We start from the raw sequence: 14162 nt of genomic DNA on the forward strand, positions 1-14162 counted from the left end.
ATAGCAATTAATGTGTCACAAACGGGATGGCATTGTCCTGCGGGATTAATCGCGGCCTCACCCCAAAACATTTAAGTAAATTATCTTCGGTAATTACGTCAATTGCAGGACCTTGAGCTAAACAACGGCCATTGGCTAGCAGTAAGGTTTTGGTGGCATAGGGTAAAACTAAATTCATATCATGGCTTACGCATATCACTGCTAAACCCTGCTCACAAAACCTCTGCATCAAATCCATAGTGGCTTTTTGAAAGCGAAAATCTAAAGCTGAGGTTGGCTCGTCTAGCAACAGCAACTTACCAGAGAATGGCTGCTGGGTTTCGGCGTCGTTCATATCTGGCATCAGTTGTAGCAAAGCTTTAGCAATAAATACCCGTTGGCGCTCTCCCCCAGACAATGTACGTACATCGCGGCCAAATAAGTGGGAAATACCCACCTGTTCAGCAACTTTACAGATTAGCGTTGTGGTGTATTGATTCGTTTCAGCTCGGTTGGCTCGGCCCAACCCTAGTACATCTTCGGTTAAAAATGCAAAGTAGACCTGATTACTTTGCGCCACAAATGCACGTTTTTGCGCTAAGGCTTTAGTTGACCAATCACCTAGGTCTTTATTGTCTAACTGAATACTTCCAGTAAATTCGCTGTGTAACCCAGCTATACAGCGCAACAAAGTGGATTTACCACAGCCGTTTTCACCAATAATAGTAATGAAGTCGCGGCTGCTAACTTGCAAATTTATTTTTTTAAGTATTGGCTGCTGACTGTAGCTAACACTGAGGTTGTCGATACTAAACACCAGATAACTTCCCCTTTTGTGTTGCTAGTAGATACAAGAAAAACGGTGCGCCAACTGCTGAGGTAACTATACCAATAGGTATTTCTAGCGGTGGAAACAGCGAACGTGAACTGATGTCGGCTACTAACATTAAGCCACCACCAAATACCCCACAGGCAGGTACTAGGTATCTATGGTCTGCTCCAAAAAGGGTGCGGCAAATATGGGGTACCACTAATCCCACAAACCCAATAATGCCGCATAATGCTGTGGCTAGAGCTACAGAAAATGCCACTAACCATAACGTTAAGCGCTTATATTTAGACACATCTAGGCCCATGCACTGGGCTTCGTTTTCACCTAAGGCGAGCATGTTTAAAGGCTGCCTTAAATGGATAAACATACCAATCACAGGTAAGGCTAATGCCCCTACAAATAAAACTTTGGCCCATGAAATGCCCGCTAAGCTGCCCATAGTCCAATAGGTAATTTGCCTTAGGGCATCGTCATTGGCTATATAGTTAATTGCGCCAATATGGGTACCCGCCAAGGCATTTACTGCTACGCCCGCTAATATCAAAGAGGTAATCGCAAGGCCTGCTGGGGTTTGGGCTACTTTTAATACTATCCACACGGCGAGTAAGGCACCTGCAAAAGCAGAGCCTGCAATTAAATATGGACCACCTAATGCATATTCGGGGTGATGGTTGATTATCAGTAGAGCCGTTGCAGCAGCGGCCGCCGCACCACCAGATATCCCAATCAAGCCCGGGTCTGCCAAGGGGTTACGTACTAAACCTTGCATGGCGCAGCCAGACATAGCCAATAGAGCACCAACCATTATGGCCATAACAATACGCGGTGCTCTAAGTTCAGAAAAGATATACCACTGAATACGTTGCTGACCTTGCAGTTCTTGTCCTGTTATTTTCTGTTTAATGACATCAAGTAGTTCAGGAACAGAATGTTCGTAGCTGCCCGCTTGTAAACCAAGCAATATTAAACATCCGCAGCCAAGTAAAGCCAAAAGTATGTGCTTTATATACTTGTTGCGCCGCTTGTCTAAATCAAGTTGCAGCAGCTGAGATGCGTTAGCCTCTGCCATGAAATGCCTGTACCTTCTTGATGATATGTTCTAGGGCTTCTGGGTATCTAGGTGACAAGCCCAAGGCACTACTGCTTTCCATGACAACGGGCTTGCAGATTTGTCCCGCTGTAGTGACTTTAATAGCTGGGTGTTGGCATAAACTTTGTACTTCCTGGTCACTGCGTATTCTGTGACTAGCAACAAAAATTATATCTGGATTTGCAGCTAATATGGATTCGTTATCCATGACTTTATAATCACGCATTTGTTGCGCTGCATTGGTAATGCCGGCATCGTTAAACAAGGCTTGAGGAACCGTGTTAGCTCCAGCTACGGTTAATCCACGCTCACTATCAGATAAAATAAAAAGTGCCGTTATGGGCTTTAGTCCCTGAGCCTGCTTTTTTAATTGGGATACGCGGTTATCAATTTGTTCAATTAGTTCTTTGGCTTTGACAGGCGCGTGGACTATCTCGCCTACTTGGCTAATGAGCTGTTTTAGCCCTGCTAAATCACGTTGCTCACCCAATATCGACACTTCAACGCCTGCGGCTTTTAGCTCTGGGAATAGAGTCTCTGGACCAGTGGCTTGGGCACCAATTAAATGAGTAGGATGAAAACTTAACACGCCCTCCGTACTAAGCTGCCTAAAATATCCAAGCTTGGGTAATGCTGTCGCGCCCCTAGGGTAATGACTGGTGCTATCTGCAGCTACAACTAAGTCTTGTTTGTCTAGTGCGTAAATAACTTCTGTGATACTACCACCAGAGCTAATGACCCGCATATCACTGTGGGAAAGTGCTGCTGTTGACAGTGCAAGCATTGACATACAAATGACTACAATTAGGTGTTTGTTCATAATAAATCTCGAATGAAGATAGCATACACAGGACTAGTTGAATGCTCAGCCCTGTGTTTGGTTATGCAAAGTTGATTATTCAGCTGATGTACTATCAACACGGAAGCTGTAGTTGCCAGACGTACCGCTCTCATCGTAGTAACTGGTGATCTGCAATTTATACTGACCTGAGTTGGTTTCGATAAGATACACGCCATATTGAGACCACAATAAGTGACCACCATTTAAGCCATATTGATACCAAGGGCTGCTATCAAATGAACGGATTAAGGTGGAGTTAGCTTCAAAACCATAATATGCGTGGGCTGCAACGTCTAAGCTTGTATATTCGTTGTCTGTATCAACAAAGGCTGATGCATCATCTGCTATATAAATATAAAAATCAGCACCTGTATCTGGGTCGACCGTGATACATGGCAAATAAATATCCCATGCATCATCTACTGATACTTGCTCTGCCAAATCGAAATCAACGTAAATATCCGTAGTACAACCGCTTAAATCTAAATCAATGGTTTCAGCTGCAGCAAACTCGGTTTCGCCGTCTAGGCTACTTTGGTGTTGAACCTCTAATGTGATGTTTGACATAGTAAAACCAGCAGTGGTTAATGAGGTCACTCTGAATTTTGTATAAGCATCATCCGAACTCACTATAAAGTAGACATCGTCTGCGGCAGTTACTTGATGAGTAGTAAAATCATAGTTATAGAACTTGTCGCCAATCACATAATCACTAGCGTCATAACTATACTCTGCATCTGTTGGCATAGAGTCACTACTTACGGCTAGATAGTCGTCTAGCTCAGTATCTGCTGTGGCGTTGATAAAAGAATCTGCAATAGCTACACCTTCAGCATCAAAAAAATCACTGTTGACGTCTGTAAAGTACATACCAACAGTGTTATCAGCATGGGTGTTTAGTGATATGGCTGTGCGCTTGAAAGCAATATCCCATACGCTATTAATCGCGGCTTCTTCTTCTGTTATGTCTACGACTGCTCCAGTATCTAAATCATAATAAACACTCTCAGGCTCTGAGGTACTGCCGGTACTAAAAGGCCCAACAATTGTGCCTTCTTCGACTTCTTCAACAACATCTTCTACTGTAGGAGTCGCGTCATCATTTCCTGAACTACCGCAAGCAGATAGCCCGGCGGCAAGGATTAGGGCTGAAAGGTATTTTATTTTCATGGGTAATGTTCCTGTGTATTCAATTGTATTTAATGTGTTTTTTTAAATTGGTTGCTTAAAAGGTGTACGAAATACCTACAAAGATATACCTGCTAGACAAAGGGCGAACATCAAGTAAACCTGCAGAAATAGAGGTTTCGTCTTGATGATTGTCAAAAATGTTGTCGATACCTGCTCGCCAGTCCCAGTGTTGGTTAATGGACTGATTTATGCTCAGGTTAACTGTCATCCAGTGATCACGAGCCACACCTATTTGTGAACTTGAGGGGTATTCGCCAGATTCATACACCACATACAAAAGACTGTGTATGTCATATGGCAGCGACCAATTTAGGTTGCCTTTTAATTGATGGGTAGGACGGTCACTTAGATGTTCATCTGAGTCATCCTTGGCGCTGATATAGCTATAACTAAATTGTAAGTCGAGTTCATGCATTGCAAATTGAGCTGAGATATCAAAACCATTTAGGTCGGCCCCATCAATGTTTTCGTAGCGACTAATTAGCAAGCCACTTGCGGCTGAGGCTTCTGCGTCAACCACAGTAGTAATAAAGTTGTCTGCTTTACTGGTGTGCAAATTCATGCGAAGTGATAGCTTGTTAACGGCTACATCAAATATTTTGGTGTTCGATAAGCGATAGCTAAGCTCTGCGTTTGCCGTTAAGGCTTCTTCTGGAATTAGGTCTTCGTTTCCTAAAACCATGTAACCTAAATTACTATGATCAAACACATAAAAGCGGTCTTTTAGGGTAGGCACGCGATAACTTTGTCCTAAACCTAACCTGAGTTGCCAACTGCCGTCCTCTGCAAAGCCATTTGCGTTACCGCTATTGCCAAAGTTAAATAAACTGTTTAAACGTGAAGCAGACTGCAAACCAAAATCACTGTCGTGCTGTATCTGCGTGCCAAATACTAATTCATGGTCAGCTAAGGACCAACTTGCTTGTGTAAACCCTTGAATTGATTGGGCTGACTCATCATCGACTTCGTAAGAATCTATTTCGCCTGTGGTGATGTTTTGCTTAGTTTGATTGAGTTTGTCTAGACGGGCAGTTAGGCCTGAGACCAAGTCAATATCTCCAAGCTGCCAATTAATTTGGCCATCTAATTGGGCTAAACTTATATCTGCATCACGTAACGCATTGGTATCGCCACTTGTTTCAATATGATTGAGTACACGAGACTTGACCTCCCAATTCTGGCCATTTGCCAGCCCCATATCCCACTGCCATTGCTCAACATCAGAAATATAGCGAATATCTTGCTCTTGCCCAGGAATGCTATACCTAAATTTTTCTTTGGCATCGTTAAAATAGCGAAGCTTATTTGAAAGGCTGAGGTCATTCTCAAATGCTTTTACTAGGCCAAGGTTCACTAGGTATTTGTCACTACTAGGAGCACTTTGCGCTACCGTATCTGGTTCATAATCAAAGCCGGGATCAGAGCTAGCTTGTAAGCTTAACGATGACTGCCAACCGTTTAGATTTTTACTGCCATCAAGTTGCAATAAATGGGTTAAATCTGCAGATTCGATGGCATTGTTGGTATAGCTACCAGCTTGATAGTTTAACTTGAGGTGATCTGACCTAAGCTTACGGGTAATGATATTAATTACGCCGCCCATAGCCGAGCTCCCATAAAGCACAGATCCTGCACCGCGCATGACTTCGATTCTTTCGATATCAAGTACACCTATTTGGTCGAGATCCACCGAAGAGCCAGTAGGAGAAACGAAAGGCTGACTGTCAATTAACACCAACACATGGTCACTACCAAAACCTTGCATCTGCACGGTATAACCATCTTTTTGGTTACGAGTTACCACCACGCCAGGAATGTAATTTAGGGCGCTCGCTAAGGTGCCATGGCTAATGGCTTGTAGTGTTTTTGCAGTAATTACGTCCACAGACACAGGGCTTTGAGACTGCAGTACCGCGTAACGGGTGCCGGTTACCACCACCTTTTCTATCGATGATTGATTGGCATAACTTGCCTGTGATACGGCAACTAAAAGCACAGACATTGTAATTTTAAACATTAAATCTAAATGGTAATTAGTATCATTTAGATTTATGGTATTTGTGTTTCTGATAAAAATCAAGCAAAGTCTTTTGGGGGGAATAATTTAAGTGGTAAAAGGTATGCAAAACATAGATATATTAGTGACTAAACTTGAGAGTGTTGTAGATAGGTTACATGATGACTCAGTTAATTATGTGGCTGAACTCGAAATTTATCCGGTTCTCGATTATGCAGAAAAGTCACCAATAGACATCCTTAATAAAGCCTTAGAAGGTGAGGTGATCATTGAGAAGGTGGCGATATCCAATCAACAAGAATTAATAGCAGGGATTAGCGCTATGCTCAGCTATGAGGGGCTTGGCAGCTCCCATCCTAACAGAGCTTATGTTGGCTCTGATGAGCATGGCGAACATTTGGTAGAGCTAGGTAGCGAGCTAAAAAGTCTAACCAGCCATGCAAGCAGTATAAAAGAATTCTGGCTTAAAAAAGGCTACCCATTTTACCCAGTGTTCTGGGATTTAGGGTTTATTATTACGATTGGTAATGATGCTTATGTGATCGCAGGCTTGATATCTGATTGAGGGTTTTTAACTGGCATCATGAGGGTGCTTATTTCGCTTAAAAAGAGTACATCAACTCACAATCTTAAATGTATGTTTCAAAAGGGATTATGAAGTCAAATTACAAACCTATTTTCACTATCGCTATAGTTTCGATAACAGTGATTGTGTCTCTTTTTGTCGCTTATCAAATATCTGGTTCGCTATTTGGAAAATCAAGAGTTATTTATCTTGCAGACTACGGAGGATTAACTGTTGAAAGTTTAAAAAAATTCGAACTATGGAGACTAGTTGTGTCGCAACTTATCCATGTTCACCAAAAGCATATGATTTATAATGCCTTAAGTATCGCGTTTTTATGCTCAATAATAGAGCGTAAAATTGGGTTTTGGTACGTGCTTTTTATCTGGTTATTTGCAGGGGGAATAGGTACGGTTTTCAGTACACAGTTTGGCACTACTCCTTGGAATACTGGTTCAGGTGCTTCACAAGCAGCCTTAGGGTTTGCTGGCTTTGGACTGTTTTTATTTTTATTTAAGTTTAAACGAGATTACCTACTATTGTGTGCAGTCATATTTTCTATTTTACCAGCAATGTACTTAGATATTAAAACTACTGGTTATCCAAAACCAGGCCACTCATTGAGCTTTGCTTTTGGTATTTTAATGGCTGCGTATTTTTTCTTTCAACAGTTCAAAAGGTCTCAACGTAATGAAAATAGTTAACGCGCAACATCTAGTATTTTCTACGTATTGTTGGAATATAAATACTTAGGTTCCAATATCTAAAATAGCCCACATATCAGTGCCCTAATTAGAGTTTTATGACTCAATAAGTAAATTAGATTAATGGGAATTTAGCTTTTGTATAAGCATTTCGAATGAAATGAGGAGGAGTGAGAAACCCTTATTTGTCTCTCACTCTGGATGATAATCAACTAACTCAGTTTGTTGAATCTTTAATCCCCAAATTGAATACGAACCCCCGCATTCACCGTAAAACCGTCGTTTCTTGACCAAATATCTGTGGTCCAACGGCCGCTTGGGGCTTGTTCTGGTAGCACCAACGACTCATCTTTGGTTTGGCGCACATTGAGCAGGTTTTCGGCATTTAAAAAGTAACTTACTTTACCAATGGTAATTTGTCCTAGTAAGCCTAAGTGCCAATAGGCGTCGCTTCTATTACGCAGAGGATTGCCTTCTAGATGTTGAGTACCTGTGTAATACGCTTCAAACCCCACTAGGTGACTACCATGTTCTTCCCACATGATGACAGCACCCGCCGAATGTTGCGGGGTGAGTGTCAATGGTTCGCGTCCAAGGCCATCTTCACTTTGTTTAGTGGCATCTGTGTACAGATAGCTGCCTGTGAGTTTAATGTCTCGCCAGCGATAGCGAAGCAGTAATTCAGCGCCGCGAATTTCGCTCTCTCCCTGAGCATTAACGATATGCACTTGCTTGTTTGAAAAAGTATCAATTGGATCAATTTCTTCAAGCTCAGTGACATTATCAACATCAGAAGAAAATAAAACCATGCTAGTTTCGACACTATCAAATACATAACTGATATCTAAAGAGGCTGTGGTGGCTTGTTCTTCAACGACATCATCAAAGGAGGCTAAGCGTGATAACCCAGCATCTTCAATATCCTCAATAAAGGGGGTAGGGGCAAAGAAGCCTTGTCCGTAAGCGCCGCGAATGGTCCAGTTGTCTGGATTATATAACACTGAAATCCGCGGACTAAACTGAGTGCCGTATTCACTGTGCCAATCAGCACGGGCGCTTAATGACAGCGAAACATCATCATAGGCCTCGTAATTTACTTGCGAGAATAGCCCTGGCACTTGGTAGTGGTAGTTAAATTCAGAAAACTCTTCTGATTCAAAACGGTCAACTTGGTAGGCCAAGCCCGCCACCCATGCTACTGCATCTTTGTAACCCGACACACTGGACTCAAGTAAGTAGCTTTGATGAAGGTCGCTTTCTTCAACTTCGCCATAACGGTGGTCATGCTCTTGGCGCATGGCTGAGCCACGTATATTAAGATTAAGCTCATCATTAAGGGACTGATCAAATATAAAGCCACTGTCGAGTCGAAGTGAATCTTGGCTTTGAATGAATGGATTGCCATCGGGTACCGTTGCACCAGCTGCAGTGCCGCCATCGCGCTCTTCTTTCATTGCGCCAACTGTTACATATAAATTCGCACCGTTTCCACCTTGCCAGTACAAACGGGGGCGAAGAGTGGCACGCTGAAACTCGGCCATGTCTAGCCAACCGTCATTGTCTAAATCTTGTTGTGCTTGATTGTGTAAACCTGCGGTTAACGATGCGCTGGTATTTTTATTGATAGGCGATGCGATATACGAGGTTAAGTCTTGGCCATCTTTTGATGTGGCATTGAGTAATACCTCGCCTTCAAATTCATCCGATGGAGTGCGAGAAATAAGGTTTATCACACCGCCAAGAGCTGAGCCACCATAAAGTGATGATGCCGACCCTTTAATTATTTCTACATTAGCTAAATCTGTAGGGGGGATTTGCAATAAGCCTATAGACGCAGTTTGCCCGCCATATAAAGGCAAACCATCACTTAGTAACTGGGTATAGCGGCCATACAAGCTTTGCAAACGAATATTCGCGCTACCCAAGGCGGGTGAAGTATTTTGAACGCGCACACCACCCGTTTCGGCAACTAACATAGAAATGTTACCCGGGCGCATCATGGCTTTTTCTTGAATTTCTTCACCATTGATAATTTCAGTACGGGTGGCTGACTCAGTCACTATGCGGCCAAGGCGTGATGCTGTGACCTGAATTTTTTCAATTTTAGTTTCGCTATGCTCATGATGTTCGTCATGGTGTTCTTCTTGGTGGTCATCATGAGTAGCCTGTTGCTGTGCATCTTGGTTTGCATAAGATATTGCAGGCATCAACAATAGAGCCATGGCGACTTTAGAATATTTAGTAAGCATTTTTTACCTCAAAATAATGCTAAAAACTGCGAGTGTTGCGCAATTAATAAAACGAGTTTTAATATTTTTTATGGGGTGACGATTGGTTTTAATCTAAGAGGTAAAAATAGGTGGTCGATATAAAGAGGTCGCAAAAAACTGCGGGGATTCTTGTACAGTGGCTAATGCGAACTCACTGATAAGCATTAAGGTTGATTGAGCATGGGGGTTGTCTAAATACACTACTGAAGTACAGGCGTTTTCTGGGCAAAAGCATTCGCCTTCACAGCAGTCGATATCACAGCAATCATCTACTTCGTTAGCATCATGAGCACTATTGCCTTCAACGGCGCTTTGCTGCTGGATGTTTACTTGCTGATTGGCACTAACATCATCAAACGTTAAAACATAAGAGCCCATAGCTTGCCCAATAAAGGCAATCAATAAGGTAGTCATAATCAACAATTTTGATAATGGTTTAGACATGTTTATCTCTAATAAATTTCAGCGCCATTGTAATGAGATTTTGGGTATATGTGAAGCAGACTTATATGGGAGATTGATAGGGGGCTCGCTATTGAAGGAGAGGCGCGCACAGTGCCTCTCCTGTCAATTAAGTACCTCAATTTAAAATGTAGCAGTTAAGCCTACCCCCACTCCTGAGGTTTCATTGACGTTGAGACCTAAAGACCAACTCGGTGAAGAGCGATACTCTAATGTGGCCTCCCATTCCGATTCGGTTGAGGTGCTTAGCTCGATGCCAATATGTTTCGTTAGCTGAAACTCTGTTTCTATTTCAGCGTCTATGTGTCCTTCATGGGTGATCCAAAGTGAGGTATCTATGCTGAAAGGTAAAACATATTTTACCCCTAACAATAATTCGTTTTCATCGTCCATGCGCCTTGCCCCAATAAAAGACCTAAGCCAACGGGAGTGTTTGTAGTTGTAGTCGGCTTCTAACTCACTATCTTCAGAGAAATGCTTAACAGCTTCTAGTTCAATAACGTGTTTTGAATTGCTATAGCGATACATGACTTCTGCGTGAGAAGAAAACAAGCGTAAGTCAGTTCTGCTATACCAATCAAAATCCATGATTTCATTGCTTTGCATTTTAGCTTTAACAAAATCAGGGTTACCTGAATAATCACTGTACCTTACGACTCGAGCCATACCGGTTTTAGCATGATAGAGGTTGTGACAGTGAAACAGCCAGTCTTTGCTTTCATTAGCTGCAAATTCAATGGTGACGCTTTCCATGGGAGGCACATCAACTGTGTGTTTCAATACGTCATAATCTCCATTGCCAGATATAACCTTGAAAAAATGCCCGTGTAAATGCAGCGGGTGGTGCATCATGCTTTCATTTTTAAAGTGAAAACGTACAACTTTGCCTCGGTCAATTTTGATTACATCTGCTTGGGATAGCGGCGTATTGTTAAAGGTCCAATTATAGCTTTCCATGTCGCCTGTTAGCCTTAAGGTGAATTCTTGTCGCTCCCCTTCATACGTCACAGGCTCTCGTACTTGAAGTAAACTGTAATCTAATTTTTCTGCATCAAGTTCATCATCCATTGCCATCATTTGATGGTGATCATGATGGTTTTCATGTGACTGATGTTGCGATGGCGCTTGAGGCTCTTGTTCCATGTCATGCATCGAATGCATTGAGTGGTCTCCTCCTTGGTGACTATTTCCATGTGTCATTTTGGCAAATACATTAGGACGCAGCGGATCAGGAGAGGGGGCAGCATTCCCGTTACCTAAGGTCACTTTTACCCCGCCGGTGCCATCCATACTATTGGCAGCAAATTCATAGGCCCCAGAGTCAGGTACAGTCACTATGACATCGTAGGTTTCAGCCATACCCATTCTTATTTCATTGACGGTTACAGGCTCTACATCTATCCCATCTGCAGCAACCACTTCAAGAGGGCCTGAGTTTTGCTGAATATCAAAGTAAGTTGAGGCCCCAGAATTGACTATTCTGACTCTTACTCTGTCACCTGCTTTGGCTTTAGGGAGCAGGTTTAACGAAGTTTGTCCGTTAGCAAGAAAGGCGTCGTAGCCTACATCGGATACATCCATTCCTTCCATACGTTGCCAACGATTACTCATCCAAGCATCTAGATCACTGTTTTGCTGGTATCCCTTAATACTTATGACAGAATTCTTTTTATAGGCATACCAATCTCCATCTTTCTTTAAATGTTTTAACACATCGATAGGGTCTTCATCTGTCCAGTCAGAAAGCTGTACCAGCACATCATGGTCAAACTCATCATCATATCCATCTTTAGGGTGAACGATTATCGCACCATATTGACCACGCTGTTCATCGATACGGGTATGACTGTGATACCAATAAGTGCCGGCATGACTTAGCTCAAACTGATATTCAAACGTGGCCCCTGCTTTGATAGGGAAGTAGGTCATATATGGCACCCCATCTTGCTCTTGTGGGAGTAATAAACCATGCCAATGAATAGAGGCGTTATCATTGGTATGGTTAGTGACTTGTATAATAGCGGTATCGCCCTGAGTGAATTCAAGTACAGGCGCGGGAATGCTGTTGTTGATAGCCATGGCCTGTACTGTTTTACCTGAAACGTTAACGGTTTTATAACCGACATTGAGTTGATATCGAATTTCTTTAGCTTGCGCACTTGTTACTAATAGCGCACATAAAAATGTGAGAATTACTTTCATTGTTTTTTCCAAAAATTAAAAAATGCTGATTAACAGCGATAATGATTGTTAACTGAGAAAGTAAATAGGAGGGCGGTAATTCGGACTGGTAGATAAAGATTGATATGGCATGCCAGCAAAGTGTGGCGTTTCATTAAACAGCGCGTTTGATTTTACTATGTTGACAGAGCAGGTGATCTGAACGCACATGTCGCAATCACATACATGAGGTTGTGATTCAGCATTTTGATGCTGTTCTTGCTCTTGTTCTAAATCATGGCAAGGCATAGCTTGAGAGTGTTCTGTCTTAGCGCCATGCTCCATAGAGCACACCCCAGCACCTGCGTACGTATTGACGCAAAGAGTGAGCACTAATAACAAGCCATTAAGATATTTCATGGTGCCTATCTTACATTAATATCAAAAAAATTGACTGGTAAAGTCATAGTGTTTTTGTATCATGAATTAAAGAGAGAATTTCCATAATATCTGCACAATTATTGTATAAATTGTTGCTATAAATATAGCTGAAAGAGTTTAATCAACTAATCGAATTACAGGGAATTCATCAATGGTTTCAAAATATTATAAATCATTATTTGTTGTATCTACGCTAAGCGTCTTAGCATTATTAGGCTGTGGTGGTGCGTCAAAAACGCCAGAGGCGGGCGCTAAATCCAAAGAAGTAGTAACAGGCATTGATCTTTCTATGTTCACAGAAGGGGCGTTTTCAACGCCTCCTAAAATAGTAGATTGTGAAACCGCTCAAGGCACTGAAACTAGCTGTTATGAATTTACGACAACGGGTGCGCCAGCGGGCCGCGAACCCGGCGCATTTTGTCCAAGAAATATTGATGATGGCGCGGATGCAGGTGGAGCTTGGTTCGATAAAAGTGGTTCAGGTGACTTAGTAGACATCACAGGTGAATTCATCCTGAAACTCGATGAATATTATGGTGATGAAAAGTGGATGGTGTATGACGCAGAAACTAACAAGGTGCGTTATACCGCCACGAAAGAAGCGTGTTTAGGGGCGGCTAAACCTGACGTAGAAGAAGAGTACATGCAAAACTGTATCGAGTGTAAACTTGAATACCTAGATGATGATTTTTCCCTTACTTATCTTATTCCCATTAAGCCAATTCCAGCTAAAACAACAGGCCGTGTGCGTACTGTCGGTCTTGCGTTAGATGGTACCGAGTTGTCTGGTCCTGCTCCAGTTAATGCAATTTTGGGGGCATACACTATTGCCGCCTTTGATGACTGTGGTGGTCATATTAATGTACATCAAGGTTACCATTATCACTCTACAACCGGCTGTACAGATAAAACGGTAAAGGGTGAAGACGATCATGCTCCGTTAATAGGCTATGCCATTGATGGGTATGGCATATATGCGATGAAAGATGCCCAAGGCAAAGAAGCTGAAGGCTTAGATGAATGTCGCGGTCAAACTGATGATGTTAGGGGTTATCATTATCATGCTGCCAGCCCAAGTGAGAACTTGTTTATAGGCTGCTTACATGGCGAAAGTGTGCGCCCTGCTGGTGGCCCTCAGGGTGGTCCTCCTCCTGGTGGCGGGCCTCCTCCTCATGGTGCGCCCCCAGAAATGGGCAAGCATTAAGTTTGACTATGTTGAACCTTAAAGCAGTAAGTTTACTATCTGTAACACTATGTCTGTTACTCAATATTGCCGATGCTAATGCCCACGCTGGCCCCTTAAATAAACTGGCAGTGGATGCTTGTTTTGAAAAGGTTAAGTCTAAAGCGTGTCGATATGAAGGGGGGCACAATGATCTATATATTGGGACTTGCCAATATATGGGTGAAAATTTAATGTGCGTTAGAAATCAGCCCATTCAACCACTCGATACATCTATCAAAAGTACAAAACCAGACCATAGTCATGAGGACACTCAGCGGTAGCCTTTGACCCTAGGTAAAATAAAAAGCCCCCATGTTTAACAACGTGGGGGCTTTTTGTCTTATTGAGTGAGTAGGCTTACATCTAGAAGTTGTAAGTTGCCGAT

At 42.4% G+C, this 14162-nt stretch carries 13 protein-coding genes; 4 read left to right on the top strand and 9 right to left on the bottom strand.

Annotated features, from left to right (window positions below):
• Window positions 1–7: 7 nt before the first annotated feature.
• From ABJE44_RS06380 to ABJE44_RS06400, 5 genes are all read right to left on the bottom strand, one after another.
• Entirely contained in the window at window positions 8–796 is a 789-nt protein-coding gene (locus ABJE44_RS06380; protein WP_348110449.1) for an ABC transporter ATP-binding protein, read from the bottom strand.
• Complete coding sequence (locus ABJE44_RS06385; protein ID WP_348110450.1) at window positions 789–1880, bottom strand: iron ABC transporter permease; 1092 nt, start codon at window positions 1878–1880, stop codon at window positions 789–791. Before ABJE44_RS06385 ends, ABJE44_RS06380 begins: the two co-directional genes overlap by 8 nt.
• The gene (locus ABJE44_RS06390) at window positions 1867–2721 is read right to left on the bottom strand and encodes an ABC transporter substrate-binding protein (protein WP_348110451.1); all 855 of its coding nucleotides are present in this window, start codon (window positions 2719–2721) and stop codon (window positions 1867–1869) included. Before ABJE44_RS06390 ends, ABJE44_RS06385 begins: the two co-directional genes overlap by 14 nt.
• Before the next feature lie 75 nt (window positions 2722–2796).
• Window positions 2797–3912, bottom strand: a complete 1116-nt coding sequence (locus tag ABJE44_RS06395; protein ID WP_348110452.1) for an HmuY family protein — start codon at window positions 3910–3912, stop codon at window positions 2797–2799.
• 55 nt (window positions 3913–3967) lie between these two features.
• Window positions 3968–5950, bottom strand: a complete 1983-nt coding sequence (locus ABJE44_RS06400) for a TonB-dependent receptor (RefSeq protein WP_348110453.1) — start codon at window positions 5948–5950, stop codon at window positions 3968–3970.
• Window positions 5951–6053: 103 nt separating this feature from the next.
• Here ABJE44_RS06400 and ABJE44_RS06405 point away from each other — a divergent pair, with 103 nt between their 5' ends.
• Together ABJE44_RS06405 and ABJE44_RS06410 are read left to right on the top strand one after the other, a co-directional pair.
• Window positions 6054–6515: a hypothetical protein gene (locus ABJE44_RS06405; protein WP_348110454.1), complete on the top strand. Its 462-nt coding sequence runs from the start codon at window positions 6054–6056 to the stop codon at window positions 6513–6515.
• Between the two features lie 89 nt (window positions 6516–6604).
• Entirely contained in the window at window positions 6605–7219 is a 615-nt protein-coding gene (locus tag ABJE44_RS06410; RefSeq protein ID WP_348110455.1) for a rhomboid family intramembrane serine protease, read from the top strand.
• Window positions 7220–7452: 233 nt separating this feature from the next.
• Here the strand turns inward: ABJE44_RS06410 and ABJE44_RS06415 are convergent, their stop codons facing one another.
• From ABJE44_RS06415 to ABJE44_RS06430, 4 genes are all read right to left on the bottom strand, one after another.
• The gene (locus ABJE44_RS06415; protein WP_348110456.1) at window positions 7453–9468 is read right to left on the bottom strand and encodes a TonB-dependent receptor; all 2016 of its coding nucleotides are present in this window, start codon (window positions 9466–9468) and stop codon (window positions 7453–7455) included.
• Between the two features lie 93 nt (window positions 9469–9561).
• Window positions 9562–9933, bottom strand: coding sequence for a hypothetical protein (locus tag ABJE44_RS06420; RefSeq protein ID WP_348110457.1), 372 nt, complete (start codon window positions 9931–9933; stop codon window positions 9562–9564).
• A gap of 141 nt (window positions 9934–10074) precedes the next feature.
• On the bottom strand, window positions 10075–12153 hold the full coding sequence (locus ABJE44_RS06425) for a multicopper oxidase domain-containing protein (RefSeq protein ID WP_348110458.1): 2079 nt from the start codon (window positions 12151–12153) through the stop codon (window positions 10075–10077).
• Between the two features lie 48 nt (window positions 12154–12201).
• Window positions 12202–12531 carry a hypothetical protein gene (locus ABJE44_RS06430; protein WP_348110459.1) on the bottom strand — a complete coding sequence of 110 codons (330 nt, stop codon included), beginning with the start codon at window positions 12529–12531 and terminating at the stop codon, window positions 12202–12204.
• Between the two features lie 172 nt (window positions 12532–12703).
• Here ABJE44_RS06430 and ABJE44_RS06435 point away from each other — a divergent pair, with 172 nt between their 5' ends.
• Window positions 12704–13756 (top strand): YHYH protein, encoded by a 1053-nt coding sequence (locus ABJE44_RS06435; protein WP_348110460.1) that lies wholly within the window; start codon window positions 12704–12706, stop codon window positions 13754–13756.
• Between the two features lie 8 nt (window positions 13757–13764).
• Window positions 13765–14058, top strand: coding sequence for a hypothetical protein (locus tag ABJE44_RS06440; RefSeq protein ID WP_348110461.1), 294 nt, complete (start codon window positions 13765–13767; stop codon window positions 14056–14058).
• Window positions 14059–14162: the final 104 nt, after the last annotated feature.

It is taken from the genome of Paraglaciecola sp. (assembly GCF_039942875.1).
Taxonomy (GTDB): Bacteria; Pseudomonadota; Gammaproteobacteria; order Enterobacterales; family Alteromonadaceae; genus Paraglaciecola.

What these genes read in the sequence shown, in the direction of transcription:
- ABJE44_RS06410 (WP_348110455.1), top strand. Translation starts at nt 6,605, where the DNA reads ATGAAGTCAAATTACAAACCTATTTTCACTATCGCTATAGTTTCGATA.
- ABJE44_RS06390 (WP_348110451.1), bottom strand. Translation starts at nt 2,721, where the DNA reads ATGAACAAACACCTAATTGTAGTCATTTGTATGTCAATGCTTGCACTG.
- ABJE44_RS06400 (WP_348110453.1), bottom strand. Translation starts at nt 5,950, where the DNA reads ATGTTTAAAATTACAATGTCTGTGCTTTTAGTTGCCGTATCACAGGCA.
- ABJE44_RS06430 (WP_348110459.1), bottom strand. Translation starts at nt 12,531, where the DNA reads ATGAAATATCTTAATGGCTTGTTATTAGTGCTCACTCTTTGCGTCAAT.
- ABJE44_RS06420 (WP_348110457.1), bottom strand. Translation starts at nt 9,933, where the DNA reads ATGTCTAAACCATTATCAAAATTGTTGATTATGACTACCTTATTGATT.
- ABJE44_RS06385 (WP_348110450.1), bottom strand. Translation starts at nt 1,880, where the DNA reads ATGGCAGAGGCTAACGCATCTCAGCTGCTGCAACTTGATTTAGACAAG.
- ABJE44_RS06415 (WP_348110456.1), bottom strand. Translation starts at nt 9,468, where the DNA reads ATGCTTACTAAATATTCTAAAGTCGCCATGGCTCTATTGTTGATGCCT.
- ABJE44_RS06405 (WP_348110454.1), top strand. Translation starts at nt 6,054, where the DNA reads ATGCAAAACATAGATATATTAGTGACTAAACTTGAGAGTGTTGTAGAT.
- ABJE44_RS06435 (WP_348110460.1), top strand. Translation starts at nt 12,704, where the DNA reads ATGGTTTCAAAATATTATAAATCATTATTTGTTGTATCTACGCTAAGC.
- ABJE44_RS06440 (WP_348110461.1), top strand. Translation starts at nt 13,765, where the DNA reads ATGTTGAACCTTAAAGCAGTAAGTTTACTATCTGTAACACTATGTCTG.
- ABJE44_RS06425 (WP_348110458.1), bottom strand. Translation starts at nt 12,153, where the DNA reads ATGAAAGTAATTCTCACATTTTTATGTGCGCTATTAGTAACAAGTGCG.
- ABJE44_RS06395 (WP_348110452.1), bottom strand. Translation starts at nt 3,912, where the DNA reads ATGAAAATAAAATACCTTTCAGCCCTAATCCTTGCCGCCGGGCTATCT.